This is a genomic window from Methylomonas sp. LL1 (assembly GCF_015711015.1).
In the GTDB taxonomy this organism is placed as follows: Bacteria; Pseudomonadota; Gammaproteobacteria; order Methylococcales; family Methylomonadaceae; genus Methylomonas.
Genome location: NZ_CP064653.1, coordinates 1,804,022 through 1,823,717, shown reverse-complemented (window position 1 = coordinate 1,823,717; position 19,696 = coordinate 1,804,022). Strand labels below are relative to the sequence as shown.

Genomic DNA, 19,696 nt, shown 5'->3' with positions numbered 1-19,696 from the left:
GGATGATGTCGGGCCTTCATGAGCGTTAGGTTGAAGAATCAAACTGAAACCTTTGCAGACTAAGGTGATTTTTGAGAAAGTTTGTACCCATTGCCAAGGTCAAATATGTGCCGTTCGCTCAGTCAACGGCAAATTGCTTGGATTGGGTACATTTATTGCCATAAATCGCCTAAGTTCCATCTTGCTTTGGAAAGTTAAAGATTTTGGTCGAAAAATATTAGTTAAATTGGGTTTGCATCAACTATAGCCGGCAATAAGGCAGAGTCAAATACGAAATGCGGGAACTATGCCTTGGAGCTAGCCAGTATGCTTGGCGTATCTTGATAAACAACTTCCACCACGGGCACTAGCCATTCGTTTACTTTACAGCGGCTGTGATATTCGGCGCTGCCATCCTCGCGAAAGCGTTTGAGCATGGCGATAACCGTGATGCGTTCGATCGAGTGTAGTCTGTCCCGCCAGACGGCATGGGCTGCCCGCGACAAGCGTGCCACTGTGATGCCGTTCGTTTGCAAACTTAGCTGGCCTTGCTGGTCGACCATGCCCAGTACACTACCAGGCATCAACGTCGCCAACTGTTGATGGATAGGGATCGGCGAAGCAAAGCTGCCGGCATAACTTAGGTCCACGTCCTGCAAACCCAGAATTTGGTAAATCCGGTTACCGGCATTCTCTTGTGCTGCTAGTTCCGGCGCCGGCCTGATTAGTAATTGCTCGCCCTGTATTTCCTTCAGAAACGGATTTTGTTGATCTAGGCGTTGTATGAGGCATAAGGTTTCCTTTGCACGCGTCATCGCCACATAAAATAGCCGGCGTTGTTCCTCCAGGTTTTGTTTGGTCCAGCCGCCATCCGCAATCAATACATGAGAAAACTCCATGCCTTTTACCGCATGCATGGTGCTGAGCAGTACGCCGCTGCCTAGCCGCCGTTCTCGGCGTTGTTCGGCCAGAATTTCGCAGACGTAATCCAGGGTTTGCCGATTACTGACTTCGCTGTCGGCGGTTTCTCGTTGCCAGTCCAGCAATACTGTTTGAAGTTGCTTGATCCAGGTGTTTTCGAGGCTGGCCGGATATTGATCAGCCAGATAGTCCAGCCAGAACGAGGCCGAATTCAAACTGTTGCCGGCCTGTTTTAGCGCCTGCAATACATCCGCATTCTCGCGGATGCGGAATGGGTTGAGTTTCAACTCGCCGGGCAGCAGGATGCTGAGCGGAATATCGTGCCGCTCCAATTCGGCTCTCACCGGATCCAACAGTCGCCATTCACGGGCCAGCACCGCGCATTGCGACCAGTCTAGCCGAGTATCGAGTTGTCTCATGCGCCGCAGTTCCAGCACCAGCGTCATTGCCTGGCTGGCTTCGTTGGCTACCTGGATTTGCTGGACCCGGCCGCGCGCCAAGGTATCCAGATGCCGCCATCGGCCACCGGCCTCCAGATTTTTACGCTGGCGGTTGATACGGATGGGTTGCTGTTGTTTCATCCTGCCGTGGTTGTGGGCGATCAGGGCGTTGGCGGCGGCGATAATGTGGGCGCTGGAGCGGTAGTTTTCCAACAGAAAATGCAGGTCGGCCTGGTAATCGCTTTGGAACTTTTTGATAAAGCCGACATTGGTGCCGTTAAATTCGTAGATGTTCTGGTCGTCATCACCCACGGCCAGGATGGTCAGTTTGGCGTCGTCGTCCGAGGTGCGGCCCGCGATGGCGGAAACCAGCCGGTATTGCTGATCGTTGATGTCCTGGTATTCGTCGACCAGGATATGGCGGTAGCCGGCCAGTAGCCGGTCGCGGCTTTCGTCGGCCTCCAAACCTAATAGCGATTGGTCGCCTTGTAATAGTTTGATGGCTTCTTCGATAATGCCGGAGAAGGCCAGCTCGATTGGCTCGCCGTTATTGTTCAAGGTGTGGCCGGTTAACCGCAAGGCCAGGCCGTGATAGGTTTGAATGGTGACGCCTTTGCTGTCGTCGCCCGCTAAATCGCTTAGCCGGCGGCGCAGTTCGGTGGCGGCGTTGCGGTTGAAACATAACACCAAAATACTGCGGGCCGGCACTCGTTTGACCCGCAACAGATAAGCACAGCGATGCACCACTACCCTTGTCTTGCCGGAGCCGGGGCCGGCCAAAATCAGCATGTTTTTGTCTTCCGGTCCCGCCACCAAGGCGATTTGTTCCGGATTTTGCAAATCCGAGACGATGCGTTGAAACGATTGCTGGCTGGTGGCGCGCTCCAGCACTTCGCGGCGGTCGGCGAAATAGCGTTTGACGAATTCGGTCTTATCCATTGCAAAGTAGGCCACCACAAAGGCCAGGGCCTGGCCGATTTTTTCCAGCCCACGGCGGGCATATTCGTTCATCACATGGATTTGAAATACCCGCTCGCCGTAATGCTGTGACAGTGGTTGGTAGTCGCCCTTGCCGTAGCGGCGGGATTTGGCTTCCGGTAGCACCCGTATCGTCATCGCCTGCCGAAATACCGCCAAGCCTTGTTGCAAGGTAATGACTTTTTGCTCGTGCAGGAAATTCAGCGCCCGCTCCACCGCGGCCAGGTGATCTTTGACCTCGGCCGCTGCAACCAAATCCTGCCGCAGCTCCGCCATCAATTGTTCGGCGGAAAATTCCACCAGCAGGTCGGCGCCGGCTTTGGTATCCGGTGGGATATTAGCCAGGATACGGTCCAAGGCGATCTTGGCGATGGCTTGACGTTTCTCGGCGGTGCCGATCAAGGCCTTCCAGCCGCGATTCAGTTTGACGGCGTATTGATCCAGGCCGCGATGGCGCAGAGTCAGGCTGCCTTTGTTGCCGGCCAAGCCGAGACCGTCGCGAGCCAGACTGTTCAACAGCAGTCTCAGCACTTCCGGATTGCTGAGGCTGTAGCCGTTGTCCAATAAATGTTGATTGATGTGCCGCAACGACAGGGTTTGCCAAGCGTCGTCGGCGGCATCCGGGGCCTGCTCACGCATCGCCTCAATCATGGCTAGTTCCAGCGGACAGATTTTTTCCAGCCGGATCAATGATGAATCGGCGATTTTGTAGCGCACGAAGGCGGTGAGCAGCAGATTTTGCTGGATCAGGCCTTGGGAGGTCATATCGTACAGGGTGCGAATTACCCGCTGACTGGCGGTTTCACCGAGCTTATCCTGCTCGGTAGTGGCGAATTCGCCCAGCAAAGCCAAGTCGTCGGCGCTGAAGCCTTCGTCGCTGTCGGCGTTGAACAATTCTTCCAGTATCGCCAACCAGCGTTTTTGCTGGCGTTCGGATAAATCCAGTTTGGCGATTTTGGCTTTGGCCTGTTCCAGGTTTTTCACTAGAGGCCGGCCTTGAAACACCTGGGTGCGGTTTTCGTTGCGTTCGATAAAGCCGGCCCGCTCCAGCCAGGATACCGCCGTGATGATCTTGGTGGCGGCGTTGCGGTCGTCGCTGTCGAAGGAGGTTTGGACGTTATCGTCCTGTAGGATCTCGCCGCTGGTGATGACGACATTGCCGTCCCGGTCTTTTTTGCTGCGGCGTAAACCGCGCAGAATCTGAGCGATGTCGCGCTGGTCGACTTGCGATAGCGCGGACAGTTTGAATTGGGTTTCGATGTCGTGCTCGTCGAACAGCAATACGCATTCGGCGGCTTCCCGGTCGCGGCCGGCCCGGCCGGCTTCTTGCAGATAGTTTTCCAGCGAGCCGGGGATGTCGGCGTGTATCACCAGTCGAACGTTTTCCTTGTCTATGCCCATGCCGAAGGCGTTGGTGGCGGCAATGACGCGGATACTGCCGTCGACGAAGCTTTCCTGTACATGGCGTTTTTCCGCCGCGTCCTTGCCGGCATGAAAAGCCGCCGCGGACCAGTTCTGATGCTGAAGGAACTCGGCCACTTCCTCGGTATGTTTTTTTGTAGAGCAGTAGACAATGGCGCTGCCTTCGCTGTTTGTCAGCCGTTCGTCGAGCAGTTGCTGAATGCGGGCGTATTTTTCGTTGCCGCCGACGGTTTGCACCTCGAATTGCAGATTGTTGCGCTCGACACCACCTTCGAATAACGCTAACTCCTGGGCCAGATGGGCGCGGAAGTAGTCGATGATTTCATCCCGGACGTCTTGTTTGGCGGTGGCAGTGAAGCATTGCACCGGCGGCAGCATGGCATTTTGTTTGGCGGCGAACTCCTGAATGAAGCGCGCGGCGTACAGATAATCCGGCCGAAAATCGTGACCCCATTTGGATAAACAATGGGCCTCGTCGAACACCCAGCAACCGATTTCACGCTGGGCGATGGCTTTGCGGAAGCCGGCATTGCGCAGTTGTTCCGGCGAAACATACAAAATGGCGATGTCGCCCATTTGAATGGCTTTCAATACCTCGCCGCGCTCCGGTGGCGTCAGCATGCCGTACAACGCGGCGGCGCTGGGGGCGCCGGTCTTATTGCGCAAGTTGTCGACCTGATCTTTCATCAAGGCCTGCAACGGCGAAATCACGATGGTCAGCACTCCGCGGCGTTGATAACGCACCAGGGCCGGTAATTGAAAGCACAAGGATTTGCCGCCGCCGGTGGGCAATACCGCGAATAATGGTGTGTCAGCCATGGCGGCTTGCACGATTTGTTGTTGCAAACTGCCGCCGTCGCTCGCGGGCGGTTCGTTGCGAAAGGCTGGAAAACCGAAATAGCGAGTCAATTGAGTCACCGGATCGTGGATTTGCCGGCAATAGTTGCAAGCGGGCTTGCCACAGGGGATGTCGCGCAACTGGCTCAAGGCCGGGGCGACATCCTGAAAGGTTTGGCGTACCCAGGGTGGCAATACCGAATTACCACCCGCCACCCGCAGCCATGCCAGGCTATAAGCTAAAGCAGGGCGTTTATGCGGATCGGGCAGATAGGTCAGGATGACTTTGTTAAAGGCGGTTTCGCAGACCTGGTCGCGGCTGAGTTGCTTAAATAAATCGAAGGCCCGCGAAGCGTTGATGGCGCCGGCGCCCAGATCGATAAATGTCTGTTGCAGGCCGGAATATTGTGCGTCACCGGAAAACGCGTAGTGATAAAACGACAGGATGTCGCAATGCTGTTGTTGGTCTTGCAATGCTATCCATTGATCCTGAAACAGTGATTCCGCCAGTTTGGCGTCGAGTAATGGGTCGCTTAGACCGTCGCGAACCAATCTATAGTTTTTCACTAGACGGTGATAAGGATTTTCCGGGAAGGCCAAGGGTGACAGGAATAAGGTATCGACTACCATTTTATTCAGGCATGCCAGATCGGGTTTCAGCGCCCGGCAGACAGGCAGGTCGTGCAGCAGGAGATTGTGTCCGAGCAGAAAATCGGCGTCGGCGGCGAAGGCATCCAGTTCTCTCAGAGTTTGGTGGATGTCGAAAGGCGCCCGGCGTTGAAAGGTCTGGTTGCTAAACTGGGCGGCGATAGCGAAGATGTCGCCGTTTTCGTTGGTTTCCAGATCCAGACTGCAACAGCGGTTTATAAAACTTTGCCAGTCCATGGATGTTGCGGCTAGTCAGGCGGGAAGAAAAGCCGCTTCGGCGGGTATAGCCGAAGCGGTATAGCGCTAATTAGGCTTTAGCTATTTCCGCGCGCATTTCGGCTATCACCGCTTTGTAGTCGGGTTTGCCGAAGATAGCGGAACCGGCAACAAAGGTATCGGCACCGGCGGCTTTGATTTCGCGGATATTGGCGGTGTTTACGCCGCCGTCGATTTCCAGGCGAATGTCGAAACCGCTTTCGTCGATGCGTCTTCTGACTTCGCGCAGTTTTGGCAGGGCCGACGGCAGGAAGGATTGGCCGCCGAAACCGGGGTTAACCGACATCAACAAAATCATGTCCAGCTTGTCCATTACATGGTCCAGGTGATGCAGCGGTGTGGCCGGGTTGAAGACCAGGCCGGTCTTGCAGCCCAGATCCTTGATCATTTGCAAGGAGCGATCGATATGACGGGATGCTTCGGGGTGGAAGGTGATGTAAGTGGCACCGGCCTTGGCGAAATCCGGAATGATGCGGTCGACCGGATCTATCATCAAATGTACGTCGATCGGCGCGGTAATGCCGTGTTTGCGCAGAGCTTCGCAGACCAGGGGACCAATTGTCAGGTTAGGTACAAAATGGTTGTCCATTACATCGAAATGCACGATATCCGCGCCGGCATTTAAAACATTCACCACTTCCTCGCCCAAGCGCGCGAAATCAGCGGAGAGAATGGAAGGTGCAATTAAGTCAGCCATTTTCTGGTCCTCGTTGGTTAAAAACAGAGCATTATACTTTTTTTCCGGCGTTACGCTAAAACCCCGTGTTGGCCAGCAACGAGACCGGCAAATGTTTGAGTTCGGTTTGAGGCGGAATATAGTGGTTTAGGAAACTTTCAAACTCGGCGGGTGCTAGGGGAGGGCTGATATAAAAGCCTTGGTAGAAGTCGCAGCCGCGTTTTTGCAGAAAGGCCATTTGTTCGGCGGTTTCCACCCCTTCGGCAATGACTCGCATGCGGAGCGTTTTGGCCATCGCAATGATGGTGGCGGTGATTTCCATGTCGTCGCGGTGCTTGGGGATGTCTTCGATAAAACTCCTGTCGATTTTTAATACATCCAGCGGAAAGGCTTTCAGATAGGCCAGCGAGGAATAGCCGGTGCCGAAATCGTCGATAGCCAGATGAACGCCTAGTGCATTCAAGCGGTTCAAAATGCCGATCGCTTCCTTTTCCCGTTTCATCAAAGCGCTTTCGGTCAATTCCAATTCCAGCAGATGAGCCGGAAAGCCGGTTTCCGCCAAGGTGTTGGCGACCACGTCGCAGATGTCGCAGTGCAGAAATTGTTGCGGTGACAGGTTGACCGCCAAGCGTAGCGGCGGCAGGCCGGCATCCAGCCATTGTTTGCCTTGGCGGCAGGTCTCTTTTAGTACCCAGTTGCCGATGATGCTAATCAGGCCGGTTTCTTCGGCTATCGGAATAAAACGGTTGGGGGGAATTATTTCGCCGCCGGCGGTTTGCCAGCGTATCAGAGCCTCCGCCCCAACGATCCGGCTGTTGTCCATTTTCAGCTGCGGTTGAAAGAATACGCGTAATTCGGCTTTTTCCAGCGCTTGGCGCAGGCGGAACTCGATTTCGATCCGCTCGCGAGCGGCGATGGTCAATTCCTCGGAGAAGTATTTAAAACAATTGCGGCCCTCGTTTTTGGCTTGATACAAGGCGGAGTCGGCGTGTTGAATCAGTTCCACGGCGGCGGCGCCATGATCGGGAAACAGAGCAATGCCGATACTGACCCCGATGCGGACTTCGTTGCCGGTGGCCAGCAGCCAGGGTTCGTTCAGCGCGGCAATGATTTCGCTGGCAATCCGGGCGGCGGATTCCGGTTGATTCATGTCTTCCAGTAAGATTACAAACTCATCGCCTCCCTGGCGGCAAATGGTATCCGATGCCCGCAAGCGCGAGGTTAGACGCTCGGCAACCATCTGCAGCAGGTCGTCGCCGGCCAAGTGGCCGAAGCTGTCGTTAACATCCTTGAAACGGTCCAGATCCAGCATCAAAACCGCCAGTTTGGCGACTTGCCGGCTGGCTTGGTCGATGCTGTGTTGCAAGCGCGACATGAACAGCATGCGGTTGGGCAGGTTAGTCAAGGGATCGTGATGGGCCAGAAATTCCAGCTCCTTTTCCGAGGCTTTCAGTTTAGTGATGTCGGCGAATACCCCGACGTAATTGCAGACTTCGCCGGCCTGGTTTTTAACCGTGCTGATACTCAACAATTGCGGATATATTTCGCCGTTTTTACGCCGGTTCCAGATTTCACCCTGCCAATGGCCGGTATTGGCGATCTCCGACCACATGCTGGTGTAAAAATCCTGGGGATGGCGGCCGGAGCGTAGCAGCGCGGCGGTTTTACCCAACGACTCGAATTGGCTGTAACCGGTGATTTCGCTGAAAGCCCGGTTCACCATTTGGATGCATAGCTGGGCATCGGTAATCATCACGCCTTCACGGGTGGATTCGAATACGGCGGCGGCCTGACGCAGATGGGCCTCGTTACGTTTGATGTCGGTAATATCGGTGACGGTGCCGACGTATCCCAGCAATTGCCGGTTGCTATCGTATTCGGGCGTGGCGCTGCCTATCACCCAATGAAACGGACCGTTGCGATGTTGAAAGCGGTATTGGCTGCTAAACGCGGTTTGGTTTTGGATGGCGCTTTGCCATTCCTGGGATACCCGTTGCCGGTCGTCGACAAGAATGGCCTCTATCCAGCCGTCGCCGTGGGCGGCTTCGGCTTCCATGCCGCTGATGTCCGACCAGCGTTGATTGACGTATTCGCAGTTGCCGGCCGGGTCGGTCTTGAAGATGCCGACCGGAGCCAGTCTGGCCAAGGTTTGAAACAAGGCCTCGCTTTGTTGCAACGCGAGTTCGGCCTGTTTCCGGGCCGTGATGTCGTGTAGGCCGATCACATAAGCCGGCGCGCCTTCCCATTCGAAAGAGGCTGAACGCATCTCGGCCCAGGCAAAGCCGCTGTGGCGAATCAGATTAATGTCCTGCGGTTTGCCTGGGCTGGGGTTGATCGGAATCGCCAGGGATTGGCCGACGATAGCTTCCCGCTCCAGTAATTGGATGGCGGCTTGATTGGCGTAGAGCACCGTGCCCAGTAGGTCCACAACCAGGATGCCGTCGGTGATGGTGTCCAGTATCAGGTTGAGTTTTTCCAGGGAATCGGACATCGGTTACTGGCTAGGATTTAGATAATGATGGTTTGCACGCCGGTGCCGGAGGTTTGGGTGGTAATCGCCGCCATTACCGATGACATCCGCGATAAATCGCCCAGTAATTTCAACACCGGTTCGGGAATGTCGCGCACCAGCATCGGCGTGGCGAAAATTTCCTTTTCCAGGGCTTTTTCCGGCATGCCTAGCACTTCCACCACGTCGAATACCCAGTGGCCGGGCTCGTAAATGCCGGCCAATACCGCGCTGATTTGTTCGACCAGACGGCGGGTTTCCGGGCTTAACGAAACCACGTACAGGGTTAGCACCAGTTTGTGGTGCGAGGCCCGGCGCGATTCATTGACCTTGGACACATGTACGATCTGGGCGATGTTGCGGATTTGCGAGGCCGATAGCGGTTTGCTGGCCAGTTCGAACTGCAGGCCCTCGTCATGGGCGCCTTTCAGTTGATCCATAAACTCGGAGGCAAACGCGGTAACGATATAGACATTCAGGCTCTCGTCCAGCGCCTTCAGGCGTCGCAGGGTTTCCACGCCGTCAATGCCGGGCATGCGCAGATCCAGAAATATCAAATCGGGACGCATGTCCTGAATCATTTCAATGCCCTGCTCGCCGTTCTCGGCTTCGCGAACAACGTAACCGTCTTCTTCCAAAATAAGCTTGAATGCGCCCCGAACAGCGGGATCGTCATCTATCACCAAAATATTATTTAGCATGCTTTGTCTCTAACTTTTGTTTGAAGAATGGAAAGGTCTAACAATTATGCTGAGAACCGTGGAAATTAGCTATCTAAAATATGGAAATTCATCCGAATCCGGCAACCTTCTCCCGGCTTGCTTTCCACGGTGATCGAGCCGCCGCTGTCCTGGATCAGCCGGCGGGTTACCGATAATCCCAGGCCGGTACCCTTGCCCGGCGCCTTGGTGGTGAAAAACGGATCGAACATGCGGCTTTGGATTTCCTCGCTGATGCCGGGGCCGTTATCCATGATCCAGAGCTCTAACGTTTTGTCTATAGTATGACCGATAATATTGATTTGCGGTTGTTCGATGCCCGCCAAGGCATCCCGCGCGTTGATCAACAGATTGACCAGAATTTGCTGCAGGCTTTCGGCCGAGCAGACGATGGCGGGCAGGTTTTCCGGTAGATCGGTATGCACGCTGATGGCGGACTTGCGCAGTTCGCCTTCCAGTAACAGCAGGGTTTGCTCCAGTACCAGTTCCAACGAACAATTGCCGGTCGGCGTGGATTTGGTGCGCATGAATACCAGCATATTGGATACGATTTTTTTAATGCGCTGGATCTGCTGCAAGGCCTGATTCAGAATTTCCTTGGCTTTGGGGTCTTCACTGCGGTCGGCCACGAATTCGACAAAATTCATCACCCCCATCAAGGGGTTGTTGATTTCATGCGCCACGCCGCCGACCAAGGTGCCGATGGCCGACAGTTTTTCCATTTGCAGCATGTGTTCCTGGTTTTCCTGCAATTGCAGATAGGCCAGACGGGTTTGTTCCAGCAGTTTGGCATTTTCCAGCGAAATCGCGGCTTGCGCGGTCAATAACTCGGTCATGCTGATTTTCTCGCTGGTGAATACGCCTTCCGACAGGCGGTTTTCCAGATACAGCAGACCGATCAACTCCGATTGCTTGATGACGGGCAAACACAGCACGGAGCGTAACATCAGGGATTGTACTTCCGGCGCGTTCTGGAACTCGCCTTCCCGCGAGGCATCGTGCAGCACCACTTTTTCATGGGTACGTTGCACATAATTGACTATCGCCCGGCAAATGCCGCGCACCTTGTCCAGCGGGTAGTATTGTTTGGCGGTTGAGTGCTTTTTACCGACATGTTGCTCGGCGGCGATCAGCAATTCGTCGCCTTGCTTGATTAGTAAGTAGCCGTGTTGGGCCGCCGAGCTTTCCAAAACCACCGCCATGATTTTTTGCATCAAGCGGGGCAGGTCGATTTCGGCGGACAGAGCCAGAGCCGATTTCATCAGATAGTTGATATCCAGACTCGGCAGGGTGGCATGCGAAATATCGTGCCGATTGCCGCGAGCGCCGGTTTCCGGGCTGACATATTGATGGTGGGCTTGCAGTAGGTTGTTTTTGGCATCGGCGCGGCACAGGCGGTAGATGCGGCGGGCTTCGCCGTAATACAGTTCCGCGTCGCCCAATTGTTGCGCGGTTAATAATTCCGCCAGAATCTGATATAAGTGGCCGGTCAGCAGGCCGTAGTTTTGGGCAACGGCTAGCGCGATAGCGTCCAGATACAGATTGCGCGCTTCGCGGTAATCGGCGCGGCACAAGGCGATTTCGGCCCGGATCAAGGCCAGATAGGGTTTCAGCAACGGGCCTAGCGCCGCCCAGGTTTCCAGTTTATCCACTAGCGGGCTGATTTCGGCCTCGATTTCCGGCCAAGTCATTTTTTCCGGCAGGCGTAAGCGATTCAGCACCCTGAATACATACCACATGCGTTTCAGCACGTTATCGGTCAGTCCATGCAAATACTGCTCGACCGCTTGCAGCGAGTGCGCGGCCTCGGTGTATTCGCCGCGATAGTATTGGGCAAAGCCGAGCAACGCAAAATAGCTGCCGGAGGCTGAAACGTAATTGTCGTCGGCCCAACTCCTTAAGGTTTCGTCCATGTCAACTGGCTGGTAATCGGGTTTCATCGGTTGCACCCAGCCGGCCAGTACCGCTTCGGCCAGACCGACCGAAAACGACAATTGATTCTTGCGGGAAAACTGCAGGCATTCCTCGGCGGCTTCTTCAATCCAGCGCAAGTTTTTGCCCTGTACTTGCAGATTCCACATCAACGGTCCGTAGGACAAACCGGCGTTATACAAATCGCCGCAATTTTTGCCGCATTGTATCGATTTATGGGCGTAATCGACGATTTCCGCCGGGTGGCTGCGCGAGTGCATATTGCACCAGACGATGCCGTTCATGCCTCGGGTGGCGCCGAAGGTGTTGGGATATTTGGCGCATAGGTCGTGCGCCAGATCCTGATAACGAAAGGCCTGCTCGAATTGGCCTTGTTCGCCCAGGTTCAGGCCCATGATCGAAAATGAATAAATCACCGATTCGTCCATGCCGCCGGTCAGGCAGTGCAGGGTCGATTGCGCGGCCGACAAATACAGTTGCGGCACCAGGCCGCACATATATAAATCCGGAATCAGTTCGCTGTAAAAGGCCAACTCGATTTTGCTTTTACGTTCCTCGGTGAACGGCATTTGCAGGATTTTGCTCCAGACGTCGCCTTGTTGGCTGATTTGAGCCATCAGATGTTGCATGCGTTGCTCGGCTAGTTCCGGATCGTCCGGAATGGATTTGTCGAAATAAGCCAGGCCCCGGTTGGCGGTCAGGATGGCCTGGTTGAAATTGCCGAAGGAAGATAGCGAGGTGGTTTGCTCGGCCAAGGCTTCGGCTTTATCCAGGTCGCTGATGGCGTGCTCGATCAAGTGGTTCAACAACTGTTCCGAATGTTCGTAGCGTCCGCACATCAGATTGGTTTTCGCCAGGCGTTGATAAATCCTGAAACTGAGATCGTAATCCTGCTCCCAGCAATCGGCCGGCAGGTAATCGTGCGCCTTCAGAAAAAATTCGTTGGCGGCTTCGCCGGCCAGCGCATCCAGCGCCTTGTTGCCGGCATGAAAGTTGATGTCGACCAACCAGTAAACGGTTTCGGCGTCCAATTTGTTCGGACAACCTTGATTCAGGTGGGCGGTGATGGTGAATAAATTATCCAGGCTTTCCAGGTTGGTGCCGGTAGGCACCGGCTGTAGCAAGCGATTGCCGATGCGCCAGTGAATTTTAGGCCGGGTTTTAGGATCAATTTGACGCAAAACGGCTTCTTGGACCCGGTCATGGACGAATTGCAGATCGGATTTGTTCTCCAGCAACAGGCTTAGACTGAGCACCGGCTTCAGGTCTTCGAATAGCTGTTCGATGCGTCTGTCCATCACCAAGGCCACATCGTCTATCGTGAAGCGGTTACCCATGCAGGCGCAGTGGTTCAGGATATGCAAGGTTTTGAACGGCAATTTACGCACTTTGGTGCTGAATAACTCAACCACGCTGGCCGGCATCTGGGTGTCGCGGATGCGGTTCATGTCCCAGGTCCAATGTAGCTCGGCATCGGTACTGAGCAGACCTTCGTTATACAGCCAAGCCAGACTTTCGCTGACGAACAGCGGGTTGCCTTCGGTCAGGTGGGCAATGAAGTTGGCCAGATGGGCGGTGGTGTTCAATTCCGAGTCCAGAATATAGGCCACCATTTCATGGCAATCACTGTCGCTGAGTGCTTCCAGACGGATTTCGGCCAGTGGCCCCTCGTTTTCCCGTACAGATCGAATCAGTTTGGTTAACGGGTGGGCGCTATCGACTTCGTTGTGCCGATACGCGCCCATGAAAAACAGATAGGGGTGTTCATGATGGTTGGTAAACAGGTTTTGCAGGAAATCGAAGGTGGCGGTATCGCACCATTGCAAATCGTCGATAAACAGGACCAGCGGATTGTTTTCGCTGGCCAGGCAAGCCAGAAAGCGGCCGAACAAATTGTTGAAACGGTTGCGGGCCTCTACCGGCGGCAAGTGCATCGGTTCCGGTTGCGGGCCGATAATGAATTCCAGTTCCGGCACCACGTCGCAAATTACGCCGCCGTTATTTTCCACCGCTTCCAGGATCTTGCCGCGCCATTGCGCTACCTGGTCGTCGCTCTCGGTCAGAAAGGTGCGGATCAGGTTGCGCAGGGCTTGAAGCAATGAGCTATATGGGATGTTTTTTTGATATTGATCGAATTTGCCGGAGGTGAAATAGCCGCGGTTTTTGACCAGCGGTTTTTGCAGCTCCTGAATCAAGCGGGTTTTACCGATGCCGGACAGACCCGATATGAAAATCGACCGGAAACGGCCCTGCATGACCTGCTGGTATTGCTGATGGATCAATTCGCTTTCGGTTTGCCGGCCCACCATTTTGGAGATAAAGATCACCCGCCGGGTTCTATCGTGTTGGCAAATACTGAAATTGGATATACCACCGGTTTTGGCGTATTCAGTCTGGCAACGCAGTAAATCCGCCAACAGTCCGGACGCGCTTTGGTAGCGTTTTTCAGGTTGTTTCAGGGTCAGTTTAGCGATGATTTCAGCCAGAGTATGCGGTATGTCCGGGTTGATGTTGTCGGCCTTGCGGGCTTCCTCGGCCAGATGCGAATGGATCAATTCCAACGGGTCGGTCGAAAAAAACGGCAAACGGCCGGTCAACAGTTCGTAAAACACAATGCCCAGCGAATATAAATCGGTGGAAAAATCCACCCGATAGTTGATGCGGCCGGTCTGTTCCGGCGAGGTATAGGCCAGGGTGTTGCGGACAAATTCCGGGTCGTAAATGAAATGGCTGACATCGCGGATATCCAGCGGGGTGATGAAGTCGGTCAGGCGTAAATTCAAACTGTCCGCTTGTACCAGAATATTATGCGGCTTGATGCCGCCATGGGTGATGCCGGCATCATGCACGGCCTGCAAGGTGTCGGCCAGCGTGCAGGCCAGGGTGAAGAAATCGCCGAATTTGATGGTTTGTTGTTGGCCAGCCCAGTGATTGAGGGTATGGCCGGCAAACCAGGGTTGGACGATGAAATGATGGTCTTCGCTGCTTTCCAGAGCCAGTGGGGTGCAGACCCGCGGATCATGTAATACTTTCAAGCGTTCGATTTTTTGGCGCAGGTGGCGGGATTGATCTTCCCAGCTGGAGAGCAATTTCAGGCATTTGATCACCAACGGGTAATCGGGGACATGATTATGGAAACCCTTATACACCTGGGCTTGCAAGCTTTCCCCCAGCTTTTCGGTTAAGACGTAGCTGTCTAGGCGGGGCGCGTCCAGCAATTGCAAATTTTTTGTTGTTATATCAATCATCTGAAAAAAACGCCTTGGGATGCCGACTATGTCTGGCATAGTAAAGCGAATTTTCCGGCAAAACCAGCGTTAACACTGATTTATAATCCGGACTTTGTTGACCTTACCCGAGGAGAAATCATGGCCGCCACCTCTTCCAATATGTTGCCGTTAGGCACGATAGCCCCGGATTTCACATTACCCGATACCGTGAGCGGTAAGCATTTCAGTTTGCGGGATTTACAGGGCGAGCAGGGCAGCATCGTGATGTTCATCTGTAATCATTGCCCTTACGTGTTGCATGTCAAACAGCAGTTGATTGCGATCGCCCAGCAATATGCCGCCTTGGGCATTGCCACCATTGCGATAAGCTCCAACGATGTCGAACTCTATCCCGAGGATGCGCCGGACAAGATGCGGCAATTAATGGCGGAGTGGGGTAATCCGTTCGCCGCCTATTTGTTCGATGAAAGCCAGGAGGTGGCCAAGGCCTATCGAGCCGCCTGCACGCCGGATATTTATCTGTTCGACGCCGATCTGACCTGTGTCTACCGCGGACGGCTGGACGGCTCGACGCCGAAAAATGATCTGCCGGTGACCGGCGAGGATTTACGCAATGCCTTGGATAGTTTGCTGGCCAGGCAACCAATTTCGGCCAACCAAATTCCCAGCATAGGTTGTAATATCAAGTGGAAGGTGGGTTGATGCGGATGTCTTGGCGCAGCCGGCTGGCTGTCGTGATTTTGGCCGGATTGCTGGCCGGTTGCGCGACGATGCAACGGGCCGAATCTCGGCACCGTTTGCATCATCTGGTGGTTATCTGGTTGAAGCAGCCCGGCGACGAAAAACTCAGGCAACAATACATAGCGGAAAGCAAGCCGCTGTCGCAATTGCCCGGCGTGCTGGCTTACGATGTCGGTACGCCGGCCGCCGTCAAACGCAGCCATGCCAGCTCTGCTCTGGACCAGTCTTACGATGTAGCGATTGCCAGTGTGTTTGAAAGCCAGCAAGCCTTCGAAGCCTTTTTGAAAAATCCGGAGTATGGCCGGATTGCTAAAGACGTGTTGCGGCCGTTGGTGGATCGATACACAGTTTACGATTTTATCGACTGATAAAAGGGCTGGGGCAATTTTGTCCAGATCCAGAGAGAATAACTTCCCGATTCCGACGCTTGTATATCGCAGGTGTGGGAGGGGCTTTAGCCGCGACTTGTCAAGCCTTCGGTCGCGGCTAAAGCCCCTCCTACTAGAGTCCAGCCGGGAAGTTGTTTTTTACCGAATCATTAGCGTAGCTTTTGGAGCTTGACGGCAGCATTCCTGCTATCGATATTCTCGCCCCAATCCTGATAAATTGGCAATTCGAAAACTTAAACCGTATAAGTGCTGGATGCGGTTTTACCGCCGTGGCCGGTCCAGTCGGTATGGAAAAATTCTCCCCTGGGTTTGTCGGTGCGTTCGTAGGAATGGGCGCCGAAATAATCCCGTTGCGCTTGCAGCAGATTGGCCGGTAGTCTTTCGGTCCGGTAGCCGTCGAAATAGGCCAGGGCGGACGAGAAGGCCGGCGTCGGGATGCCGAGTTGTATGCCCAGAATTACCGCTTGGCGCCAGCCGGCTTCGGCTTGCTTCATCGCATTGACGAAGAAATTGGCTAACAACAAATTTTCCAGGTCCGGGTTTTGTTGGTAAGCCTGTTTGATGTCGTTCAAAAACTGGCTGCGGATGATGCAGCCGCCGCGCCACATCAAGGCGATATCGCCGTAATTCAAGCTCAGCCGGTATTCCTTGGCCGCTTCCCGCATCAAACGAAAACCCTGCGCATAGGAAATGATTTTGGAGGCATACAAGGCCTGGCGGATGGCCAGGATCATGGCTTGCTTGTCGCCCTTAAAGGTCGTGGTTTGTTTCGGCAATGCCTTCGCTGCCTTGACACGCTCGTCTTTTTGGGCGGACAGGCAGCGGGCAAACACCGATTCGCCGATCAGCGTCAATGGAATGCCCAAATCCAGCGCGTTGATGCCGGTCCATTTGCCGGTGCCTTTCTGGCCGGCGGTATCCAGTATATTGTTAAGCAATGGCTGGCCGTCGTCGTCCTTGTAAGCCAGGATATTGGCGGTGATTTCAATCAGATAGGAGCTGAGTTCTCCTCCATTCCATTCGGCGAAAATGGCCTGCATCTCGTCGGTACTGAGTCCCAGGCCTTCAGACAGCAGTTGGTAAGCCTCGCAAATCAATTGCATGTCGCCGTATTCGATGCCGTTATGCACCATTTTGACGTAGTGGCCGGCGCCGTTATCGCCGACCCATTCGCAGCAGGGGGCTCCATCGACATGGGCGCTGATGGCCTGGAAGATCGGCTTGACCGCCGGCCAGGCCACTTGATTGCCGCCGGGCATGATGGACGGGCCGTGGCGGGCGCCTTCCTCGCCGCCGGAAACCCCGCTGCCGATATACAGCAGGCCTTTTTCTTGCAGATATTTGGTGCGGCGATCCGTATCGGTAAACAGCGAATTGCCGCCGTCTATGATGATGTCGCCCGCCGATAATAAAGGCAGCAAGTCCTCGATGTATTGATCCACCACGCTGCCGGCTTTCACCATCAGCATGACTTTACGCGGCGATTCCAGACTGTTGACCAGTTCTTGCAAGGAATGCGCGCCGACAACTTGTGTGTCCTTGGCCGGCCCATCCAGAAAATCATCGACCTTGCTGGTGGTGCGGTTATAGACCGCCACCTTGAAACCGTGATCGTTCATGTTCAGAACCAGATTTTGGCCCATGACCGCCAGGCCGATTAAACCGATATTTGCTTTCATGTTCGCCTACCGTAATCGTTGATTGTATTCGGATAGTAACACGTTGAGGATGACATGCTCTTACTGTGTCGAAACAGTGTAGGGTCGAATTTACTTGTGTCCTCAAGGGCACAAGTAAATTCGACCCCTATCAATATTTCAAAAGCGCTCGCGGAAAATTTAACTTAGGATTCCGTCAAAAATAAGTTCCCGATATTCGAATGTCCTGTAGAGGCGAATTCATTCGCCTTGGGCGATTAAAATCGCCCCTTGTATGATGAATTTTAACAACCGATAGCCTAGAAGAACCGATTAAGCTGTCATCGTTCATTGGGAGGCCGTTCGCCCCTGAGGACTGGTAAATACCAGAGCCTGTGCTGTAGATTGGCCCCCGCCCTATTCACCCATACCGTGGAGTATCCGAGGCTTAGAGCCTGCATACACAAGGAAGGTAGGTGCATGCGCAGGGTCGGGAACCGGTGAATAGTGTACTTAACCTTTAACTGAATTAAAAAACGATTATGACGAACCTCCCAATCAATGCCATCGCTGAATCTATCCACCGCCTGTTTGCCGGCGTGGATGTCGGAGCCGATGAATTGGTGCTGGTGATCCGCAAGAACGGCAAGTCGTTCGATCCACAAAAATATGCCAATACCCGCTCTGACCGTGCCCGCTTGGTCAACAAGCTGATCAAGCTGCCGGGCATCAAAGTCTGCCTGGAAGCCACCGGCATTTACCATTTCGACCTGGCAATTGCGTTGCATGACGCCGGTATTCCCGTGATGGTCGTCAATCCCAAGGCCTCGCATAACTTCGCCAAGGTGTTGATGAGAAACAGCAAAACCGATGCCGTTGATGCCAATACCCTGGCCGAATACGTCGAGCGCATGGACTTTGTCGCCTGGACCCGGCCATCGAATCAGACCCTGGCTTTGCGCGGGTTTGCCCGCCGCATTGATGCGCTGACCGGTCAGAAAGCTGCCGCGAAAAACCATCTGCATGCACTGAGTGCGACTCAGGAAACTCCAAAGGCGTTGCTGCGCGATGCCAAGCTGGCGATCAGTCAATTGGAAAAACGCATCGATACCTTGGCCGCCGAAGCGATGACCTTGATCAACCAGCACCCGGAACTCAAGCGTGTTTTTGAGTTGCTGACCGGCATCAAAGGCATTGCCCAAACCAGCGCCATTGCTTTGATGGGCGAACTGCTGTTATTGCCACCCAACCTGTCGCATCGCGAATGGGTCAAGTTTGCCGGGCTCGATCCCAAAGCCTTTGAATCCGGCAAAAGCGTACATAAGAAAATGCGGCTGTCCAAGGCGGGTAACCGGCATATTCGCTCGGCATTGTATATGCCGGCCTTGAGCGCCAAACAGCATGATCCCCATGTCAGCGCTTATTTCCAGCACTTGGTCGACAACGGCAAGAAACCTTTACAGGCCGTCTGCGCAGTGATGCGTAAATTACTGCATGCGATCCATGGCATGCTAAAGCACGACCAGCCGTTCGATAACACACGGTTTTATGTCATTCCGACACCCATCATCGCTGAGTGAAAAAGTGATGGAATTTTGTTGACTTGGAACAGAGTATCTACAAGGAAATCAGGGAAATTTTTTTCAACCAAATCCTTATTCAGGGAAGTTGTTTTTGGCGATATCCTTATTGATCAATTCTCAAACGATGCGCCAATGATGCCGGGAGCATGTTGAGCAAAGTGTTGTCGCGTTGGAAATAGTGATGAAACAGCGCGGCCAGCACATGCAGTCCGATCAGGTAATAACCGATTTCACCGATGGTTTCATGGATTTCCTTGATGAATTTGGCCAGCTCTTTATCTTCGCCGATCAGCGCCGGCAGTTCGAGGCCGTAAAAGGGGATAGGTTTACCGGCGGCGCTTAACATCAGCCAGCCGAGTATCGGCATCACAATCATGAACAGGTAAAGCGCCAAATGAGCCATTTTTGCCGCCGAGTGTTGCCAGGCCGGCGGCTCCGGAATGATCTTGGGTGTCGAACTCGACAGGCGAACCAGGATGCGCGGCAAAACCAACAGCAATAGGGTCAAGCCCACCATGAAATGCAAGGCTTTCATGGCCTCGCGCGGGTCGCTGCCCTTGGGGAACAATTCGCGCAACTCGATAAAAGTATAACTGCCGACCATCAACACAAACATCAGCCAATGCAGGGCGATGGTCAAGGGATTGTAGGGTTCGGTTGAGTTTGTTTGCATATCTGATTCTCCGTTGATACCGACCGTTGAATTTGGGAGGGCGGCGGGTTTTGGGTACGGATTTATCCGCACAGTGCGAATAAATTCGCACCTACAGTTGCCGACA

Annotated in this window: 10 protein-coding genes; 3 read left to right on the top strand and 7 right to left on the bottom strand. The window is 54.1% G+C overall.

Annotation, left to right across the window (positions count from 1 at the left end; translation table 11 throughout):
* Nucleotides 1–284: 284 nt before the first annotated feature.
* The 5 genes from IVG45_RS08525 to IVG45_RS08505 form a co-directional block, all read right to left on the bottom strand.
* On the bottom strand, nt 285–5,462 hold the full coding sequence (locus IVG45_RS08525) for a RecQ family ATP-dependent DNA helicase (RefSeq protein WP_196437404.1): 5,178 nt from the start codon (nt 5,460–5,462) through the stop codon (nt 285–287).
* A 70-nt stretch (nt 5,463–5,532) separates the two neighbouring features.
* On the bottom strand, nt 5,533–6,198 hold the full coding sequence (gene rpe, locus IVG45_RS08520; protein WP_196437403.1) for a ribulose-phosphate 3-epimerase: 666 nt from the start codon (nt 6,196–6,198) through the stop codon (nt 5,533–5,535).
* 55 nt (nt 6,199–6,253) lie between these two features.
* Complete coding sequence (locus tag IVG45_RS08515) at nt 6,254–8,668, bottom strand: sensor domain-containing protein (RefSeq protein WP_196437402.1); 2,415 nt, start codon at nt 8,666–8,668, stop codon at nt 6,254–6,256.
* A 17-nt stretch (nt 8,669–8,685) separates the two neighbouring features.
* Nucleotides 8,686–9,387 (bottom strand): response regulator, encoded by a 702-nt coding sequence (locus IVG45_RS08510; protein ID WP_196437401.1) that lies wholly within the window; start codon nt 9,385–9,387, stop codon nt 8,686–8,688.
* Between the two features lie 65 nt (nt 9,388–9,452).
* On the bottom strand, nt 9,453–14,585 hold the full coding sequence (locus IVG45_RS08505) for a trifunctional serine/threonine-protein kinase/ATP-binding protein/sensor histidine kinase (RefSeq protein WP_196437400.1): 5,133 nt from the start codon (nt 14,583–14,585) through the stop codon (nt 9,453–9,455).
* 120 nt (nt 14,586–14,705) lie between these two features.
* Between IVG45_RS08505 and IVG45_RS08500 the strand changes: the two genes are divergently transcribed.
* Both IVG45_RS08500 and IVG45_RS08495 read left to right on the top strand, forming a co-directional pair.
* Entirely contained in the window at nt 14,706–15,269 is a 564-nt protein-coding gene (locus tag IVG45_RS08500; RefSeq protein ID WP_196437399.1) for a thioredoxin family protein, read from the top strand.
* Nucleotides 15,269–15,676 (top strand): Dabb family protein, encoded by a 408-nt coding sequence (locus IVG45_RS08495; protein ID WP_230874808.1) that lies wholly within the window; start codon nt 15,269–15,271, stop codon nt 15,674–15,676. Before IVG45_RS08500 ends, IVG45_RS08495 begins: the two co-directional genes overlap by 1 nt.
* Before the next feature lie 254 nt (nt 15,677–15,930).
* Here IVG45_RS08495 and gnd read toward each other — a convergent pair whose 3' ends face one another.
* A complete protein-coding gene (gene gnd, locus IVG45_RS08490; protein WP_196437398.1) occupies nt 15,931–17,376 on the bottom strand; it encodes a decarboxylating NADP(+)-dependent phosphogluconate dehydrogenase in 1,446 nt (481 codons plus the stop codon).
* Between the two features lie 500 nt (nt 17,377–17,876).
* On the opposite strand from gnd, the gene IVG45_RS08485 reads away from it, so the two are divergent.
* Nucleotides 17,877–18,914 (top strand): IS110 family transposase, encoded by a 1,038-nt coding sequence (locus IVG45_RS08485; protein WP_196434802.1) that lies wholly within the window; start codon nt 17,877–17,879, stop codon nt 18,912–18,914.
* 106 nt (nt 18,915–19,020) lie between these two features.
* Here the strand turns inward: IVG45_RS08485 and IVG45_RS08480 are convergent, their stop codons facing one another.
* On the bottom strand, nt 19,021–19,590 hold the full coding sequence (locus IVG45_RS08480) for a cytochrome b (RefSeq protein WP_196437397.1): 570 nt from the start codon (nt 19,588–19,590) through the stop codon (nt 19,021–19,023).
* Between the last annotated feature and the right edge of the window lie 106 nt (nt 19,591–19,696).

Coding starts and splice junctions, on each gene's coding strand:
- gnd (WP_196437398.1), bottom strand. CDS start 17,376: ATGAAAGCAAATATCGGTTTAATCGGCCTGGCGGTCATGGGCCAAAAT.
- IVG45_RS08495 (WP_230874808.1), top strand. CDS start 15,269: ATGCGGATGTCTTGGCGCAGCCGGCTGGCTGTCGTGATTTTGGCCGGA.
- IVG45_RS08510 (WP_196437401.1), bottom strand. CDS start 9,387: ATGCTAAATAATATTTTGGTGATAGATGACGATCCCGCTGTTCGGGGC.
- IVG45_RS08500 (WP_196437399.1), top strand. CDS start 14,706: ATGGCCGCCACCTCTTCCAATATGTTGCCGTTAGGCACGATAGCCCCG.
- IVG45_RS08480 (WP_196437397.1), bottom strand. CDS start 19,590: ATGCAAACAAACTCAACCGAACCCTACAATCCCTTGACCATCGCCCTG.
- IVG45_RS08525 (WP_196437404.1), bottom strand. CDS start 5,462: ATGGACTGGCAAAGTTTTATAAACCGCTGTTGCAGTCTGGATCTGGAA.
- IVG45_RS08515 (WP_196437402.1), bottom strand. CDS start 8,668: ATGTCCGATTCCCTGGAAAAACTCAACCTGATACTGGACACCATCACC.
- IVG45_RS08505 (WP_196437400.1), bottom strand. CDS start 14,585: ATGATTGATATAACAACAAAAAATTTGCAATTGCTGGACGCGCCCCGC.
- IVG45_RS08485 (WP_196434802.1), top strand. CDS start 17,877: ATGACGAACCTCCCAATCAATGCCATCGCTGAATCTATCCACCGCCTG.
- rpe (WP_196437403.1), bottom strand. CDS start 6,198: ATGGCTGACTTAATTGCACCTTCCATTCTCTCCGCTGATTTCGCGCGC.